10 protein-coding genes are annotated in these 18,255 nt (G+C 68.0%); 9 read left to right on the top strand and 1 reads right to left on the bottom strand.

The window, feature by feature from the left end:
• Positions 1–31: 31 nt before the first annotated feature.
• The gene (locus tag ACTJKK_RS08270; protein WP_440747616.1) at positions 32–1,042 is read left to right on the top strand and encodes an alpha/beta fold hydrolase; all 1,011 of its coding nucleotides are present in this window, start codon (positions 32–34) and stop codon (positions 1,040–1,042) included.
• 14 nt (positions 1,043–1,056) lie between these two features.
• On the opposite strand, the gene ACTJKK_RS08265 is transcribed toward ACTJKK_RS08270, so the two are convergent.
• Positions 1,057–2,445 (bottom strand): helix-turn-helix domain-containing protein, encoded by a 1,389-nt coding sequence (locus tag ACTJKK_RS08265; protein WP_440747615.1) that lies wholly within the window; start codon positions 2,443–2,445, stop codon positions 1,057–1,059.
• Positions 2,446–2,561: 116 nt separating this feature from the next.
• Here ACTJKK_RS08265 and ACTJKK_RS08260 point away from each other — a divergent pair, with 116 nt between their 5' ends.
• The 8 genes from ACTJKK_RS08260 to ACTJKK_RS08225 all read left to right on the top strand — a co-directional run.
• Positions 2,562–3,659, top strand: a complete 1,098-nt coding sequence (locus ACTJKK_RS08260; RefSeq protein WP_440747614.1) for an alcohol dehydrogenase catalytic domain-containing protein — start codon at positions 2,562–2,564, stop codon at positions 3,657–3,659.
• Positions 3,660–3,787: 128 nt separating this feature from the next.
• Positions 3,788–5,161, top strand: a complete 1,374-nt coding sequence (locus ACTJKK_RS08255; protein ID WP_440747859.1) for an APC family permease — start codon at positions 3,788–3,790, stop codon at positions 5,159–5,161.
• A 409-nt stretch (positions 5,162–5,570) separates the two neighbouring features.
• A complete protein-coding gene (locus tag ACTJKK_RS08250) occupies positions 5,571–6,227 on the top strand; it encodes a helix-turn-helix domain-containing protein (RefSeq protein WP_440747613.1) in 657 nt (218 codons plus the stop codon).
• 269 nt (positions 6,228–6,496) lie between these two features.
• A complete protein-coding gene (locus ACTJKK_RS08245) occupies positions 6,497–12,073 on the top strand; it encodes a DUF6923 family protein (protein WP_440747612.1) in 5,577 nt (1,858 codons plus the stop codon).
• A gap of 102 nt (positions 12,074–12,175) precedes the next feature.
• Complete coding sequence (locus tag ACTJKK_RS08240; protein WP_440747611.1) at positions 12,176–13,921, top strand: sigma-70 family RNA polymerase sigma factor; 1,746 nt, start codon at positions 12,176–12,178, stop codon at positions 13,919–13,921.
• Between the two features lie 492 nt (positions 13,922–14,413).
• Positions 14,414–15,154: a DUF5819 family protein gene (locus ACTJKK_RS08235; protein ID WP_440747610.1), complete on the top strand. Its 741-nt coding sequence runs from the start codon at positions 14,414–14,416 to the stop codon at positions 15,152–15,154.
• Positions 15,151–16,335 (top strand): HTTM domain-containing protein, encoded by a 1,185-nt coding sequence (locus ACTJKK_RS08230; protein WP_440747609.1) that lies wholly within the window; start codon positions 15,151–15,153, stop codon positions 16,333–16,335. The genes ACTJKK_RS08235 and ACTJKK_RS08230 overlap by 4 nt, the downstream gene beginning before the upstream one ends.
• Positions 16,336–16,421: 86 nt before the next feature.
• Positions 16,422–18,255 (top strand): DUF6923 family protein (locus ACTJKK_RS08225; RefSeq protein ID WP_440747608.1); only part of this gene is annotated, 1,834 nt, incomplete at its 3' end.

The raw sequence follows: 18,255 nt of genomic DNA, 5'->3' as shown, positions 1-18,255 counted from the left end.
GATCGGCGCCGGAGGAGACGAGAATGGGTCGATGCCCGCTAGCGACGCCCGGCACGACGCCGACGACCCGATCGACCTCTCGGTCGATCACGTCTCCTGCGACGGCGTCGTCACCCGGGTGACGCGCGTCGAGGCCGCCGATCCCGCGTCGTCGCGCGCATTCGTGCTCGTCGCCGGCCTCGGGGTGGCGGCCAGCTACTTCGAGTTCCTCGCGCCGACCCTCGCGGAGAGGGGCGACGTCTACGCCCTCGATCTTCCCGGCTTCGCCGGGATGTCGGCCGCGCCCGGGCGCACACCCGACGTCGCGTTCTTCGCCGATCAGGTCGAGCCGGTGCTCGACCACTACCGGCTCGACGACCCCGTGCTGATCGGGCACTCGATGGGGGCCCAGATCGTCACCGAGGTGCTGGGACGCAGGTCGGGGCTCTCGCACGCGGTGCTCGTGAGCCCGGTCGTCAACGAGGCCGAGGCGACGGTCTTCCGGCAGGCCGTGCGATTCGCGCAGTCGGCGACGCGGGAGTCGGTGCACCTCGCGATGATCGCGGTGTCGGCGTATCTTCTGTGCGGACCGGTCTATTTCGTGCGTGTGCTCCCGCACGTGCTGCGCTACCGGATCACCGAGCGGATCGCGGATGCCGACGCTGCCCTGCTGCTGATCCGCGGCGAGTTCGACACGACCTCGCCGCGCCGTTTCCACTCCCGTCTCGTCGCGGCGGCGGCGTCGGCGCGACGCTGGGAGATCGAGGGCGCCTCGCACTCCATCATCAACGGCCACGCGGTGGGGGTCGCCCAGCTCACGCTCGCGCACGTCGACGACCGGCTGCGGCGGAGGGGGCGTCTCGACGACGAGGATGCCGTGACCCCGCCGCCCCTGCACGTCGATGCGCGGCTGGTCTGGGGAGCGTTCACGGCGCGCGTGTCGGAATGGGTGAGCGCGCTGCGCCGCGACGAGGCGGGCGTCGAACGCGCCAAGGAACGCCACGCGCGGATCCTGCGTCGGGCATACGGTCGCCTGCGCCGCCGCCGCCGCTCGGACGGCTGAGCGGTCGCGTTCCGTCAGCGGCGTGCGCGCAGCGCCAGCCAGGCCGCGGCACGGTCGTCCGCGCTCGACATCGACAGCCCGGTGACGTGCTCGATCCGTCGCACCCGTGCCGCCAGGGTCTGGCGATGGACACCCAGGCGTGCGGCCGCGGCTCCCCAGGCGCCGTTCTCGGCGAGGAACGTGTGCAGGGTGTCGACGAGGTCGTCGTCGAGCGGATCGACCAGTGCGGCCAGCGTGCGTGCGTCACCGGGCGCGAGGCGGTCGAGCACGAGGTCGACGGTCGGCATCGCGCGGTAGTGCACGACGGAGCGCCCCTCGGTCGCGGCGACGCGGTGTGCGCGACGCGCCTCCTCGACGGACCGCGCGAGGGCGTCGAGTGCCGACGGGGAGCCGAGCCCCAGATGCAGGGGTACGGAGAACGTCGTCGCGCGATCCGCGATCTCGTCGATGTGCTCCGCGCGCACGAAGCCCGTCACCACCCCCTGCGCGGCGGTCAGCAGATGCGGCGCGCCGAGGTCTTCGAGCCAGTGGATGACGGCGCGCTCGGCGTCGACGCTCGACGAGCGGGCCGAGAGGGTGAACGCGGCCAGGGCGCGATCGCGCACGCCCCAGTCCTTCGCCAGCGCGACGGCGTTCGGTCCGCCGTCCTCCAGCACGCGCATCATCGTGGCGCGTCCGAGGCGTTCGGTCCTGCTGCCGTCGTGCGTGCGCAGGAGCAGATCGAGCAGCGCCGCCGCCTGCGAGCTGAGGTCGCGGGCGCGGCTGGTCGAGCCGCTGCGGGCGGTCACCACGAGGAACGCGGACATGTCCTCGTCGGTGCCGACGGGATGCACCTGCAGTGCCCGACTGCGCACGCGGACCGGGCGGTTGAACGCCACGGCGACCGCATCCCCGATGTGCAGCGCGCCGGCACCCGCCGAGGCGATCGGCTGCGCGTCGCGGTCGAGCAGTACGGCCCACCCGTCGAGACGTCGGGCCAGCTCGGCGACCACCCCCGCCACTCCGCTGCGGCGGGCGGCGAGCGCGAGCACCTTCGTCGCCGCGAGAACGGCGCGGTCCTCGGCAGCGGCATCCGTCGCGAGCACCGCCTGCAGCGTGGGTAGAACGACGGACGGGTCGACCGTGGGCGCGATCAGCGCGGTGACCCCGTCCGGCACGGCGGCGAGAGGGCCGGTCGCCACGACCACGGCGAGCCGCAGGAGATCACCGCGCTCCGGGTCGTCGAGTCCGCGCGCGATCTCGTCGGGGCTGCCGACCACGAGCGTCGCGAACTGCGGATGCGGCACGACAGCGAAGTCGCCCACCGGCACGGCGCTCGCCACAGTGGCCTTCGGGCCGAGAGCCCCGCCGGCGACGAGCGTCGCGCCGAGGAGTCGAGCGATCGATGCCAGGTCTCGTGCCATATCCGAAGTATAAGGAATGTCGATTCGGATGCTTGATCCTCATCATTTTTGTGAATGACACCGCGGCGCCGCTGTTCCTACGATGAGGCGCGACCCACACGAACGAAAGGGGCCCCATGCAGGCCATCGTCTTCCGCGACAGCGACAGCCCGATCGAGCACACCGAGGTGCAGCTCGCTCCTCCGTCTGCCGGAGAGGTGCGGGTGAAGATCGCCGCCGCCGGGGTCTGCCACTCCGACCTGCACGTGAAGCGGGGCGAGTGGGCTGCGCCGGCACCGATGGTGATGGGCCACGAGGGCTCGGGCGTCGTCACCGAGCTCGGCGAGGGCGTCACCTCGCTCGCCGTCGGCGACCACGTGGTGCTCAGCTGGGTGCCGCCGTGCGGCGAGTGCCGGTACTGCCGCTCGGGCCACGAGGCGCGGTGCCAGAAGGTCGCCACGGTCGTCGCGCCGCTCGGCGTGCTGTTCGACGGCACCTCCCGTCTCAGCAAGGACGGCGAGACGGTGCACCACTACCTGGGTGTGTCCTCCTTCGCCGAGGAGGTCGTGGTTCCGGCATCCGGCGCGATCAAGGTGCGCGATGACGCACCGCTCGACGTCATCGCCGTCGTCGGATGCGCGGTCGCGACCGGCGTCGGCGCGGTGATGAACACCGCGGGCGTCGAACCCGGAGCGCTCGTCGCCGTGATCGGATGCGGCGGGGTGGGCCTCAACGTCATCCAGGGTGCGCGGCTCGCCGGAGCCGAGCGCATCGTCGCGATCGACGTGCGCGAGGACAAGACCCGCCTCGCGGCGCAGTTCGGCGCCACCGACCAGATCGTCGCACCCGACGGCGATGCCGTCGCCCAGCTGCGGGCGCTGCTGCCCGACGGCGTCGACTACGCCTTCGACGCGATCGGTCGCACCGTCACCACCGAGCAGTCCATCGAGATGCTCGGCCTCGGCGGAGCCGCGGTGATCGTGGGGCTTCCCCCGACCGGTGCGCGCGCCTCGTTCGAGCCGCTGGTGCTGGCCGAGGCCGACCAGCGCATCCTGGGCTCGAACTACGGCTCGGTGCGCCCGGCCATCGACATCCCCGCACTCGTCGACCGGTACATGGACGGTCAGCTGATCCTCGATCCGCTCATCTCCTCGCGCCGACCGCTCGCCGAAGCCGCCGAGGCGTTCGAGGAGCTCGAGTCCGGCCAGGCTCTGCGCACTCTCCTCATCCCCTGACCTCTTCCCTCCCCGCACTACTCCGCCGACCCCGATACGAAGGAGACCCCGTGACCACGACCACCCCCCAGAGCCCGCCCGGCCCCGCCGCCGGCGTCCCGATCGATGCCGGACTGCGCCGCGGCGTGATGAGCGGACCGGAGCTCGCCGCCCAGGCGATCGCCAATATCGCTCCCAGCGCGGTGATCGCCTTCACCGCCGCCGCGATCTTCCTCGGCGCCGGCAACGGCACGATCTACGCCTTCGCCCTCGCCACGATCGTGATCCTCTGCGTCGGCTACTGCGTCGTGGTCTTCGCGCGCAAGCACGCCTCGGCCGGATCGCTCTACACCTACGTGTCGAAGGGCCTCGGTCCGGCCGGCGCGTACCTCGCCGGCGCGACGCTCCTGATCGGATGCTTCGGCATCGCCGCCGCCTCCCTCATGGGTTCGGTGTCGTACATGAGTCAGTTCCTCACCCTCCTCGGCATCCCCGCCTCGGGCCTGGGCTGGAGCATCGCGCTCGCCGTCGTGCTCGGCGGACTCGCGACGCTGTTCACGATCCGCGGCATCCGATTGTCGGCACGCGTCTCGCTGGTGCTGGAGCTTCTGTCGGTCGCGATCATCCTCGTGCTGCTGATCTCCGCGCTCGTGTGGGCCGGGCCCGCGGCCTGGGATCCGGCCCAGCTGATCGCCGAGGGTTCGTCGTTCCAGGGCATCGCGGCCGGCATGGTGCTCGGCATCCTCGGGTTCGTCGGGTTCTCGTCGGCCGACGCGCTCGGACGTGAGGCGAAGAACCCCTACAAGGCGATTCCCCGCGCGATCATGTGGAGCGCGCTGACCGTCGGCATCCTCTACGTCTTCGCGGCGTACACGCAGATCGCCGTCCTCGGCGACGACCTGGCGACTGCGGCGAGCCCGCTCGAGAGCATGTCGGAGCTCATCGGCATGCCGCTGTGGTTCGCGCCGGTGCTGACCTTCGGCGTCGCGGCGTCGTTCTTCGCCGTCGTCGTCGCACCGCTGAACGTGATCGGGCGCATCGTCTACGTCATGGGCAAGGAGGGCGTGGTGCACGAGCGGTTCGGTCGCACGCACGACCGCCACCTGACGCCGCACCGGGTGCTGCTGGCCGCGGGGGCGCTCGCCGTCGTCGTCGACATCGTGTTCCTCGTCGCAGGAGCCGACCCCATGGAGATCCTCGTGTGGGTCAACACCTGGGGCACCTACGGCTACATGGTCGCGTACGCGCTCGTCGCGATCGCCTGCGTCGTCTACACGCAGCGCGCCGGCATGCGCAACGGCCTCGTCTGGGTCTGCGCCACGATCGCCGTCGTCACGATGGCCTACGTGTTCTTCGCGAACGTGTTCCCCGTGCCCGCTTTCCCGTTCAACGTCATCCCCTACGTGTTCGTCGTCTGCGTGCTCGCCGCCCTCAGCCGCTACTGGTTCCTCCGGGCGCGTCGCCCCGAGGTGATCGCCCGCATCGGCAACACCGAGACGTCGGCGATGGACGGCGTCGGCTGATAGACCCCCCCGGGCGACGGTGGCCAGGAACCCGATGAGGGTCCTGGCCATCGTCGTGTCCGGGCGGGCCCGGATTGAAGGCAACTCCGAGCCACCGCTATCGTGAAAAGAGCTGTCATCCCGGGGGAAGCGAAGGGGCAGAATGTTACGAAGACGTGCAGCTGCTGCCCGGCGTGCCGGGCTGGAACTCATGAGATTCCGAGCCGCCGGTCGAGAGGACCTTCTCGGTCTTCGCCCGCTCGACGCCTATATGGCCTCCGCGAACATCCGCTTCTCGAACCTTCGAGACGAGCGCGGGGTGCTCCGAGCGAATGTCGTCCGCATCGGACGTTTCTTGTTCGCCCATGTCCAGCTTCCGGTATCCACCGTCGTCTGGCCGCGTGATGCACTCTCGCGCAACCGTGTCGTGATGATCGCAGCGGAGGGCACCGGACTGACGGTCGCCTCGGAGGCTTCGATCATCGCCCGGCGTTCGTCGTGGTTCGTCGTGCCTCCCGGTACCGAGGAGGTGACGTTCACAGCGTCGAAGCCGATCGAGCTCGTCTTCGTGAGTCTCGACGACACCGAGCTCGTCGGTGAGCACCATATCGACTTCGGCCGGGTCGGAGCTGACTCGGCGCCGGAATCCGTGCTGCGCCCGCTGGTCGCCTTCGTGAAGTCGCTCTGCGCGATCGAGTCCGAGCACGTCGACAGGGGGGCGTCGCCTCTCGGCGAGGCCGCCAGCGAAGTTGCGCGCGCACTCGTCACCGCGGTGGTCGGCGAGCCGGCCGAACGGCTGGACGTCTTCAACGCCGTGATGCGCATCGTGTTGCAGGACTACCCGTCCCCGGATCTCTCCCTCCCGGCGGTCGCGCGCGCGCTCGGCGTCTCCGCGCGTACGGTGCAGTCCGCCCTCAGCGCGCGCGGCACGACGTTCTCCGATGAGCTTCGTACCGTCCGTCTCAAGGCCGCATCGGAACTCCGGAGCCGGAACCCCGGCCTTCCGCTGTCCGACGTGGCGAAGCTCGCAGGTTTCGGCACTCGGCAGTCGCTCCATCGGGCCATGCGAAAGACACACGGCAACTGAGCGACGTGCGACCGGATCCCGGGTCGCGAGGAAACGTTCGTCGCCGGTCGATCCGGTCTCGGGAAATCAATCCACGCAATTTCGTGGAAGTCGCGTCACGTTTCGCGCAAACCGATATGCCATAGGTGAGGGGTCGACTTAGGCTCCGGCATGGCGGTATATCGGGTGCAGCGCGCCTGTTTTCTGAACCGAGGGACGGGGAGACAAGAATGACGACGACGGATTCGGTGCGGGGCAGAGCGCCCCGCGGGTACGGCAGAGTGAGGCGAGTGCTCGCCGCCGTGGCGACGGCGAGCCTTGCCTCGGCCACGCTGGTGGGCCTGAATATCGCGACGGCATCACCGGCGCATGCTGCAGCCGGGGATCCCTTCGATCCGAGCGAGCCCACGGTCTTCGTCGCGCAGTCCGTTCCGACCGCACTCTCCCGTGCGCAGACGACGGGCGACGGAACGTTCGAGTTCACGAATGAGGGCGATCCTCTGACGTCGGGCTCCTACAACGCGATCAGCTTCAACACGGCCGACAACTACATCTACGGTGTGGCGACGGCAGCCATCGGATCCATTCCGAACGGCGCCATCGTGCGGATCGGGCAGGAGGGCGTCGTCACACGCGTCGGCACGTCGACGTTCGCACCGCCCACGCAGTTCGTCGGCGCGTTCAACTCCGACAACGGCTTGTTGTACATCGCGAGCGGTGCGAGCGCGACCCCGACGATCCGGGCGATCAACGTCACGACGGGCGCGCAGGTGTCGTCTATCACGCCGAACCTCACCGACTTCTCTATCGCGGACATGGAGTACCTCGGTGGATACTTCTGGGCCTACGACTACAACGCGGCGCAGCCCACCGGAACCCTGATTCGCATCGATCCGACCAGCGGCGCGACGACACGTTTCGCCAGCGTCATCCCGACAACGCTCACTGGTGCCTGGGGAGCTGCGTGGCGCTTCGGAAACGGCAACCTCGGGTTCTCACACAACGGCACGGGAGCGATCGTCCAGGTGGCCATCACGAACCCCGGTTCTGCGACGCCGACGTTCAGGGCATTCCCGGCGGTCGAGGGGCCCGGTTCTGCGAACAACGACGGCACGGCGATTCCCGGGCTCCCCGCCGACCTCGAGATCACGAAGTCCGCTCCGGCGACCTTCGTCTCCGGAGACCGCATCGCGTACGAGATCACCGTGACCAACAACGGCCTCGGGGTCTCGAGCGGTTGGACGGTGACCGACACGCTTCCCGCCGGCCTGAGCAACCCGACGGTCACCGGAGAAGGAACAGGCTCGATCGACGGAAACACCGTCTCCGTCACCGGGGCGCGTCTCGCCGTGGGGCAGTCGCGTACGTTCACCATCGAAGCCGACACCGATGTCTCGCCGCCCGCCTGCATCGTCAACACCGCCTCCGTCTTCGGAAACGAGGAAGACCCGAACCCCGCGAACAACGAGGACAGCGCCGAGTCGTGTGCCCTCGCGCTCTCCGTCGAGAAGACCTCCGACGCCACCGCAGACTCGCGACCGGGCGATGTCGTGACCTACACCGTCACAGCGACCAACACGGGTGCCGGTGACTACACGATCGACAACCCTGCAGTGGTCTTCGATGACCTGGCGGGTGTGCTCGACGACGCCGAGTACAACACCGATGCCGTCGCCTCGGCACCCGGCACCCTCGGGTACCAGGAGCCGCTGATCTCGTGGTCGGGTGCTCTCGCGGTCGGTGAGTCCGTGAACATCACCTACAGCGTCACCCTCCAGCCCGGTGGTGACGGCGAGGTGAGCAACGTCTCCTGGATTCCCGAGGACCCGGGCGTCACGACTCCGCCCACGTGCGATCCGGTGACCGGCGGCATCGACGATGCAACCGGTCAGCCGTGCGCAGTGGCCGAGTTCGAGCTCCCGCGCCTGACCATCGACAAGTCCGTCGACACGTCCGAGCTGCCCGAGATCGGTGAGCAGGCGACGTTCACCGTCGTCGTGCGCAACGCCGGCCCGGGGGACTACACCGCCGCCGCGCCCGCCACGGCATCCGACGACCTGACTGAGGTGCTCGACGACGCGACGTTCGACGACGCGTCGCTGACGTCCGATATCGGCACCGCGACCCGCACCGGTAACACACTGTCGTGGAGTGGTGCGCTCGCCGCGGGCGAGCAAGCCACCATCACGTACTCGGTGACGTACACGGGTGACGGCGACCAGATCCTGCGCAACCTCGCGTGCATCCCCGAGGGTGAGACGCTGCCCGGCGCGCAGAGCTGTGATCCCGTGCAGGTGCCGGGTGCGCTGCTGACACAGTGGAAGACGGCGCAGCCGTCGTCGGACCCGGTGGTGGCGGGATCGACGATCACGTACACCCTGTTCTTCGACAACGACGGGCAGTCGCCCGCAACGGTCGACGCGATCGACGATCTCACGTACGTGCTCGATGACGCGACGGTCACCGCGGAGCCTGTTGCATCGGCCGGGCTCACGGTCGTGCGCGACGGTGCCGAGATCTCGATCACGGGTTCGGTCCCGGTGGGGCAGACCTCGACGGTCACCTATACGGTCACGGTGCTGCCGGACGGCGAGCGCGGTGACAGCGTCGCCTCGAACTTCCTGCTGGCGCCGGGCGAGACCCCGCCCGAAGGTGGTGGGTGCGTGCCGACCGATGCCGAACAGCCCGACTGTACGACGACACCGATCACGGGTGTGACCTACGCCAAGTCGGTCGAGGCATCGGAGACGCCGGTCCGCACCGGCACCGAGCTCACGTACACGGTCGTCGTGACCAACACGGGCGCGACCACCGTCGACGTGCTGCGCGACGACGACCTCAGCGATGTGCTCGATGACGCGACCCTCACGGGTGCCGTCGAATCCGACACCGCATCGGTCACCGTCGACGGGCCGACCGACGATGTGCTCGCCATCCGCGGAACGCTCGCAGCCGGCGCGACCGCCGAGGTGACCTACACGGTCACGGTGAATGCGGTCGGTGAGCGCGGCAACAATGTGTCGGCGAACTACCTGGTGCCGCCGGGAACGCCACCGGCGGGCCCGTGCGACGTCGCCACCGAGGAGTGCACCGTCACTCCGATCCGGGGATACACGGTCGCGAAGTCGGTGGACGCCGAGACGACCATTCCGGGAGCGGTCGTGACCTACACCGTCACGGTCACGAACGTGGGAGCCGAGGACTACACGGATGCCGAGCCGGCATCGTTCGAGGATGACCTCTCAGACGTGCTCGACGACGCGACCTACAACGGCGATGTTTCTGCCGGAGGCTCCGTCGACGGCAGCACGCTCACCTGGTCGGGGCCGCTCCCCGTGGGCGCCACGGTGACGGTCACATACTCCGTGACGGTCGACGATCCGACGGCCGGTGACTCGGTTCTCGGCAACGTGGTCGTCCCCGGCGATCCGACGGGCGAGTGCCCGGAGGGCGAGTGCGACACGACGACCCCGGTCGCGTCCTACACGGTGGCGAAAACGGTCGACGTCGCGTCGGTCATGGCCGGCGATGTCGTCACCTACACGGTGATCGTCACCAACACCGGTCAGGTCGATTACACGGATGCAGCGCCCGCCGCATTCGACGACGACCTCTCGGGCGTGCTCGACGATGCGGTCTACAACGACGATGTCTCGGCGGGCGGCTCCGTCACCGATGGCACGCTGACCTGGTCCGGACCTTTGGCGGTCGGCGAGTCGACGACTGTGACCTACTCGGTGACCGTGAACGATCCCCTCTCGGGGGACCGCGAGCTGTCCAACATTGTCGTGCCGACGGTACCCGGTGGTAGCTGCGATCCGGATGCCGACTGCAGAACGCTGACCCCCGTCGCCTCGTACACGGTGTCGAAGGCATCCGATTCGGCGACCGTGCGGCCCGGCGGCGTGGTCACCTACACCGTGACCGTCACCAACACGGGCGACGTCGCCTACACGGATGACGAGCCGGCCGTCTTCGAAGACGACCTCTCGGGTGTGCTCGACGACGCGGTGTACAACGACGATGCGACGAACGGCGCGACCGTCTCGGGCAACACCCTCAGTTGGACGGGTGCGCTGGCGGTCGGGCAGACGATCGAGGTCACGTACACGGTGACCGTCGACGACCCGGTGACGGGAGACTTCGTGCTGGTCAACGCCGTCACGCCTCCGGGCCCCGGCGGCAGCTGCGACGGCGTCTGCGAGACGACGACCCCCGTGGGCTCGTACCGCGTGGTGAAGTCGACCACCTCCACCGAAGTCGTGCCGGGTGACACCGTGGAGTACACCATCGAGGTCACCAACATCGGCCAGGTCGCGTACACGGCGGATGCCCCGGCATCCTTCACCGACGACCTCTCCGAGGTTCTCGACGATGCGACCTACAACGGCGATGCCGTGAGCACGTCGGGCGCCGGTATCACCTACACGGCACCGCAGCTCGGCTGGTCGGGGGCGCTCGATGTGGGCGAAACCGTGACCATCACCTATTCCGTCACGGTCAATGACCCGGCGACGGGTGACCGGCGTCTCGACAACACCGTGGTGACGCCGTCGGACTCCGGCGCGAACTGCGTGGAGGGCTCGACCGACCCCGCCTGCATGGCGAACGTGCCCGCATCGTCGTACTCGATCGCCAAATCGGTATCACCCGGAACGGCACTCCCCGGTGACATCGTGACGTACACCGTCTCGGTCACGAACACGGGCGTGCTGCCCTACACCGATGACGCCCCGGCGTCGTTCACCGATGACCTCTCGCGGGTGCTCGATGACGCGACGTACAACGGCGACGTCTCGCTCGGCGGCGAGGTCGTGGATGGCACCCTCACCTGGGCGGGCCCTCTCGAGGTCGGAGAGACCATCCAGGTGACGTACACGGTGACCGTGGACGACCCCATCACGGGTGACTTCGCACTTCGCAACGTCGTCGCACCGTCGTCTCCCGGTGGAGAGTGCGTGGAGGGCGCGTGCATCACAGACACGCCCGTCGCCGCGTACGCGGTCACGAAGTCGGCGGATGTGCAGGATGTCGTCCTCGGCGGCGTCGTCACCTATACGGTCACGGTCGAGAACATCGGCCAGGTCGCGTACACGACGGATGCCCCAGCATCCGTCGTCGACGATCTCTCTGGTGTGCTCGACGACGCGACGTACAACGACGATGCCTCGGCGGGTGCCCGGGTCACGGGATCGACGCTTGCATGGGGCGGGCCTCTCGAAGTCGGCGAGGTCGTCACGATCACGTACTCGGTCACGGTCAACCAGCCGGCGACCGGTGACGGCAATCTGCGCAACGCGGTGACCGGGGATGGCCCCGGTGGCGGCTGCGCGATCGACGGCGACTGCGTCACCGAGACGCCGATCGCCAGCTACCGCGTGACGAAAGATGTCTCGGCGGATCGTGCGTCGATCGGCGACCGGGTGACCTTCACCATCACGGTCACCAACACCGGTCGCGTCGCGTACACCGAAGACCGGCCCGCGTCGTTCACCGACGATCTCACGTCTTCTCTCGCGGTGGGAACGTACAACGGCGACGCCACCAGCGGCGCGTTGTACGAGCGACCGGTGCTGTCGTGGGACGGTGCGGTCAGGGTCGGCGAGAGCGTGACCGTCACCTACTCGGTGACGCTGCGCTCGGTCGGCGAGATCCGAAACGTCGTGGTCACCCCCGACGGGTCCGGAGCGAACTGCTCCGACGGATCCTCCGAGGGCGATTGCGCGACCACCACGACCGTGGTGCCGCCCGGACTGGCCATCACCGGTGGGGCGGCCTGGATCGGCGGCGGCATCGCCGGTGCCGGTCTGCTCGCCCTCGGGCTGTGGCTGATCGCCCGCAGACGCGCGGAGAGCCTGACCGTGTAGCGGCGGATACGCGCTGAGCGGTGGCGACCACGATGCACTTCGTGGTCGCCACCGCTGTTCGCAGCACCCGGAATATCGGAGATTCCCTGGGGAGGATGAGTAATGGAAAACGATGACCATACGAAGACGGCGGATGCGTCGGACGGGGAGCTCCTCGACCGAGTGCGTGCGGGGGAGACGCGTGCTTTCGGCCTTCTCTGGGAGCGCCATGCCGGCGCCGCCCTGTCTGTCGCGCGCGGGTTCACGGGTCTCGACGCGGATGACATCGTCTCGGAGGCGTTCGAACGTCTCCTCGTCTCGTTGCAGGGAGGGAAGGGGCCGCGAGGAGCCTTCCGCCCGTACCTGATCACGACGGTCCGTAACGTCGGGCGCAGCCTCTACAAAAGAGACGTTCCCCGTCGCGACGCGGATTTCGACCTCATGATCGACGCCGACGCGATCGACGGCGAACACGCGGCGATCCGCGATCAGCACCACCGTGCCGCGGAGGAGGCCTTCCGCTCGCTTCCCCCGCGCTGGCAGGAAGCGCTGTGGTATAGCGAGGTCGACGGACTGCCGCCACGGGAGATGAGTGGCCCGCTGGGCCTGTCGTCCAATGCGATCTCGGCGCTCGTCAATCGAGCGCGAAAGGGCTTCCGCGATGGGTGGGTGAGTGCCCAGCTCGCTCGCGCGGCGTCGCCGGAGTGCCAGGCGGTCATCGCCGATATCGGCGCGTACACCCGCGACGGGCTCGCCCCCCGCGCCTCCCGGAAGATCGAGGCGCACGTGGCCACCTGCGGGTCATGCGCGGCGGCGCTGAAGGAGGCGCAGGGGATCGCTCAGACGCTGGCGATCGCGATTCTCCCCGCAGTCGCCGGCACGGCGGGAGCGGCGGGCTACGTCGCTACATTGCGCCCGCCGGCCATGCCCGAGATGCAGTTGCAGGTGACCACTGCTGCCGCTGGAGAAAGCGGCATCGAGCCGCAGGAGGCTCATCCCACTCGGCGGCGGGTGGTCGTCATCGTGGCGCTCCTGCTGCTCCTCCTGATCGCTGCCGCGATCGCCGTGCTGGCGCCCCGCGCGACGGAAGCGGAGCCGGATCGCGGGGGCGCCCCCGCCGTCGTCGAAGAGGGGCAACGCGATCCGGTGGCGCCGCCAACCGCGTTCCCGTCCGCGAGCCCGACGCCGATCGTCAGCCCCTCGCCCGACGACGAAGCCCGTCCTCGGGCGGGCGTCGAACCGCCCCGACGGCAACCGTTTTCGCCGCTCGTGCCGTTTGTGTCGCCGCCCGCTCCGGCGCCGGGGGCCGGGTCACCCGTTCCGCCGGCAGTACCCGTCGTACCCGACGTCCTCCAGCCGACGCTTCTTCAGACCGACCCTCGCATGTACCCGAGGCTGCGGGGTGACTCCGCCGAGCCGGGCGCGCTCATCCGCGTGCTCGATTCCGCAGGGCAACCCATCGGGACGACGACGGCTGATGTGTTCGGCCGTTGGTCCGTTCCGATCACCAGCGGCGGCGAGGGCGCGACCTACGTCTCCGTCACGCAGACGGTCCGTGGCATCACGTCGCAGGCATCGGCGACTCTCCCGTACTCCGTCGAAGCCCCTCCGATGGCGTCGCGCCCCCTGGCGGGGAACGTCGTGAACGCGGATCGTTTCAACTTCCGCCTCGACGTGCCGGCCGGGAGCGTGATCCAGCGCTCGGTCGTGGGCCAAACCCCCATCCAGACCCTGACGGTTCCGGCATCCGGTGTCTGGAACGAGTATCTGGCGGTTCCCCCGGGCACGCATGTACTGCGTCTGCGGTGGGCGGACCCGATGACCCGTGACGTCGGCCCGTGGACAGAGGTGACCTTCACGGCCGAGTGATCCGGGAGGGGAGTGCTGTTGCGCTCCCCTCCCGTTCTTAGGGGAGGAATACCCTGCTGGGCGGGGTCCGTAGCGGCGGCGCATATCGCCGATCCGATCTCAGGCGACCCGTTCGGTATACCTCGGTCGGTCCGGATCGTGACGCCGTTTCGCCGGTTCTCGGTGGTCGACGAAGCACCGCGGAGACTTTTCGATATCCGCGTCACGATTCGTGGCTCGCACGGTGCTAACGACAAGGCGCAATCGCGTCTCGGTAGTGCGATTGCTGCTCATCGCGTGCAGGTCGGATCTCTCATCGAGGGGGCGGCCCGGCACAGCACGTCGATGTTGTGGGCGGCGCGGGGGCGTCGCTCACAACAGCTCTTGCGCGCCAGGAAACCGAAGACCACACACGTACGGGGAGTCAGAATGATCAGATCGACGCAGTTCGCGCGTCCGCGAGCCGGAGCATCGGGCGAGGGGGGAGGTGACACCCGGGCGCGCCGATGGACAGTGCGCATCGTATCGACAGGGCTCGTGCTCCTGACGGCGTGGCATGTCTTCGCGTCGTTCCTGTGGATCTACCCGCCCTCGGCACTTCGACAGCTCCCGCCCGACGGGGCGTTGAGTTCGTACATGCTTCCGCTGTTCGGTCAGTCCTGGAGCGTCTTCGCTCCCGAGCCGATCAACGGCGACTACCACTTCAACGTCCGCGCGCTCGTCGCCGACGATGCGGGCGAGGAGGTCGAGACCGGCTGGGTGAGCGCGACCGACGTCGAACTGTCGATGATCAAGAACAACCTCTTCCCGCCGCGTGCGGGGATCCAGGCCGAAGAACTCGCCGGGAACTACAAGAACGCGTGGGAGGAACTCGCCGAGAAGCAGCGCGCCGTGACTCTCGAGAACCACACGGATGACGAGTGGCTGACCACGCTCTCCGAGGAGCTGGACGAGGCCGACGCAGACGTCGATGCGGAGAGCTACATCGGTATCGACCGCATGGCGACCGCGTATGCGACCCAGGTTGCCCACGCGATCTGGGGCGACGAGGTCGTCGCCGTCCAGTTCCGCGTCAGCCGCCAGAACGTCGTGCCCTACGCCGACCGGAACGACCCGAACGCCCAGCGTCCCGACCCGACCGTCATCCGGCCCGGCTGGCGTGACCTGCTCATCGAGCCGGGGCAGAACGAGGACCGCTTCGCCGAGGTGTTCCGGGCGCAGTACGAGACGTACCTGAAGGGGATGAACCGATGACCATCGACGAGACGACACGGGAGCGCTCCGACGTACCTGGTACCCCGCGCGTGCTCGCCTTCCTGGGCGCGCTGATCGCTCAGGTCGCTCAGGTGGCGTCCCTCGCCGCCGTCCGCTGCTTCTCGGCGGCCGACCGCTGGCTCCACGAGTCGAAGAAGTCGCTCTACGGCATCGCCGTCACCCGCATCCTCTTCGGCCTCACTGGCCTCGGACTGCTGTTGACGAACTTCACGACGCGCTACTACTCGTTCGGCTCGGGCTCGGCGTGGAACCGAGAGATGGTCGCGCCGGTCAGCGACTTCTCGAAGATCTGGATCTTCTCTGCCTTCCACTCGGCGATGGGCAACGACCTGGTCTATTCCGCGTTGTACATCCTGCTGATCGGACTCAGTGTGCTGTTCATCCTGGGATGGCGGTTCCGCATCGTCCTCCCTGTGTTCTTCGTGCTCTGGGTCGGTTTCATCGAGGCGAACGACATGATCGGCGACCAGGGCGACAACATGTTCCGAATCGCGATGATCCTGCTCTTCTTCGCCGACCCGGCCGCGCGCTGGTCGCTCGATGCTCGCCGACGCGCGCGCAAGGGCGAGTGGTTCCGCGAGGGATCGGCACCGCGCCAGATCGGTGTCGTCGCGCACAACCTCGCGCTCGTCGCCCTCGCCGCGCAGGTCATCTTCGTCTACACATCCGGTGCACTCTTCAAGGCCGGCGGCTCGCCGTGGCGCGAGGGGTGGGCGATCTACCACCCGCTCGAGACGGTGCGCTTCGGCACGTGGCCCGCTCTGTCGGACTTCTTCATGGCGTGGGGCCCGGCGGTGGCTTTCCTCACGCTCGGCACGCTGTTCCTGCAGGCGGCGTTCCCGTTCATGCTGCTGACGCGTCCGACACGGCTGATCGCGCTGTTCGGCATGCTCGGATTCCACCTCGGTATCGCGGTGCTGATGGGCCTGCCGTGGTTCTCGCTGACCATGGTCGCGATCGACGCGATCTTCATCCGAGACCGGTCGTGGGCGGGGATCGTCGCGACGATCACCGAGAAGTGGCGGGCGACGGCATCCGCTCGGCCGGATGACGAGCCGGTGCACGACGTGACTCGCGAACCGGAGCAGCCGTCGTCCGTCGACCACCAGAACCACGACCACACAGACTCCGCGCAGCTCGTGGGAACGACTGCGCGGTGACCGTTGCGCCGGCCATGCCGGTGCAGCACCAAGGGGGAAGAGCGCCGGGAAACCGGTTCTTCCGATAACGAAGGAGAATGCTCACAATGACACAAGAGCACGAAACAAGCCCTCCCCGTCGCTGGCGGCGGGGAGCACTGACCGTGGGGGCGGGGGTGACAGTCGCCGGCCTCTGCGTGATGGGAGGCATTACGGCCGCCAGTGCTGCGGCCGGCGATCCGTTCAATCCAGAAGATGGCGCTGTCTACATCATCCAGGCGAGCGGCGAGAATGTGCCAGTCAGCACGACGCTGTACCGAGCTACGATCGACCCGGCCACGGGGAAATACGAGTTCGACGACGAGTGGCGGACAACCATCAAAGACGGTACTGCGCCCGTGCGCAATACTTCGTTCGCAATGAACGCGCTTGCATACAACCCGGCGGACCAGATGATGTATGTCGCAGGTTGGACCGGGGAGGACGACGAGGGCTTCCGTATCTACCGGATGGGGCAGCAAGGACGCATCGAAGTGCTTCCGTCCGATCCGGAGATGCGCGGCTTCGGCCCGCTGAGCTACGCAGCCGCCATCAATCCCGAAGACGGCTACTACTACGCTTCGTCGAGCCCCGGTGGGTTCGGCACCGTCGTCGATGTCTTCGATCTCGAGGATGGCAGTGTCGTCCGGACCTTCCGGGTCGGAACGGGCTTCCCCTACGATGACTTCGACTTCATCGGCGGCTATATGTTCGGCGTGCAAGATGGGAATCTGGTTCGCGTAGACCCGATCACCGGTGCCGTGATGGTAATCGGACCGGTGGGGACGTCGGGTGGGCGCACGGGTGCTGTCTGGAGGTACGGGAATGGAAACCTAGGTGTCTCCGAGAACTCCACCGGCGACGTCTTCCAGCTCAAGATCGACAACCCAGCATCGAGCAACCCGACTTTCCGTGTCGTCGGTAAGAGCAAGGGGCCTAAGAACTCCCGCAACGACGGGACAGCGATCCCCGGTGCGCCGGCTGATCTCCAACTCGAGAAGAGCGGTCCGAACCGCTTCATGGTTGGGAATCAGATCGAGTACACATTCACCGTGACGAATAAGGGCGATTCGTTGTCTACCGGTTGGGTTATCAATGACCTGCTGCCGAATGGTCTGAGCAACCCCGTGCTCGTGAGCGGTGCCGCATCGGTCGACTCCACGGCGGAAGGAGAACGGACGCGCGTCTATATGACGGGTGGTGCGCTCGACGGCGGTGAGTCGGCGACGATTACTATCCGTGTTGACACAGCGGACACTCTCGGGGCGTTCCCAGATGACGACGGCGACCCTTCGAACGGTCTCTGCTTCTCGAACATCGCGGAACTCTTCGGCAACGAGGATGATCAGAACCCGCTCGACAACACCGCAGCCGCGGGGTGCGCGACTCCCTACGATTCGAGCCTGGCGCTCGACAAGTCGGTGAGTCAGATCATCGACGTCAACAACAACGGAATCACGGACGAGGGCGACCAGATCATCTGGTCGTTCGAGGTGACGAACGACGGCCGGTCGAACCTGACCAACGTCACGATCGATGACCCGCTCCTCGCGGAGTACGGAATCGTCGTTTCCGGCGGATCGCCGTCGCTGGCCGCTGGAGAGAGCACGACGTTCGTCTCCGACGTGTACACGATCACGGAGGAAGACGCGGAGGCGGGCGAGGTTCGCAACGTCGCTGTCGCACGAGGTGACTCTCCTAACGGCGTTCCCGACAAGCCAGAGTCTCCCGAGGACGGCACGACCACCGAGGTCGAAGACCCCGACCCCGGCACCGACGCGACCACCGATGCTGACGCATCGGCGGACCCGACCGCGAACGTGAATGCTGCCGCGTCGGCTTCTGCGTCGGCGAAGGCTGACGATGACAGCAACCCGTCGGCTCAGGTTGCCGCTCAGGCTG

The sequence above is a fragment of the Microbacterium sp. 22179 genome, assembly GCF_052045715.1.
Taxonomy (GTDB): domain Bacteria; phylum Actinomycetota; class Actinomycetes; order Actinomycetales; family Microbacteriaceae; genus Microbacterium; species Microbacterium galbinum.
Note: the sequence above shows the minus strand (reverse complement) of the source record. Positions and strands in the feature narration are given on the sequence as shown.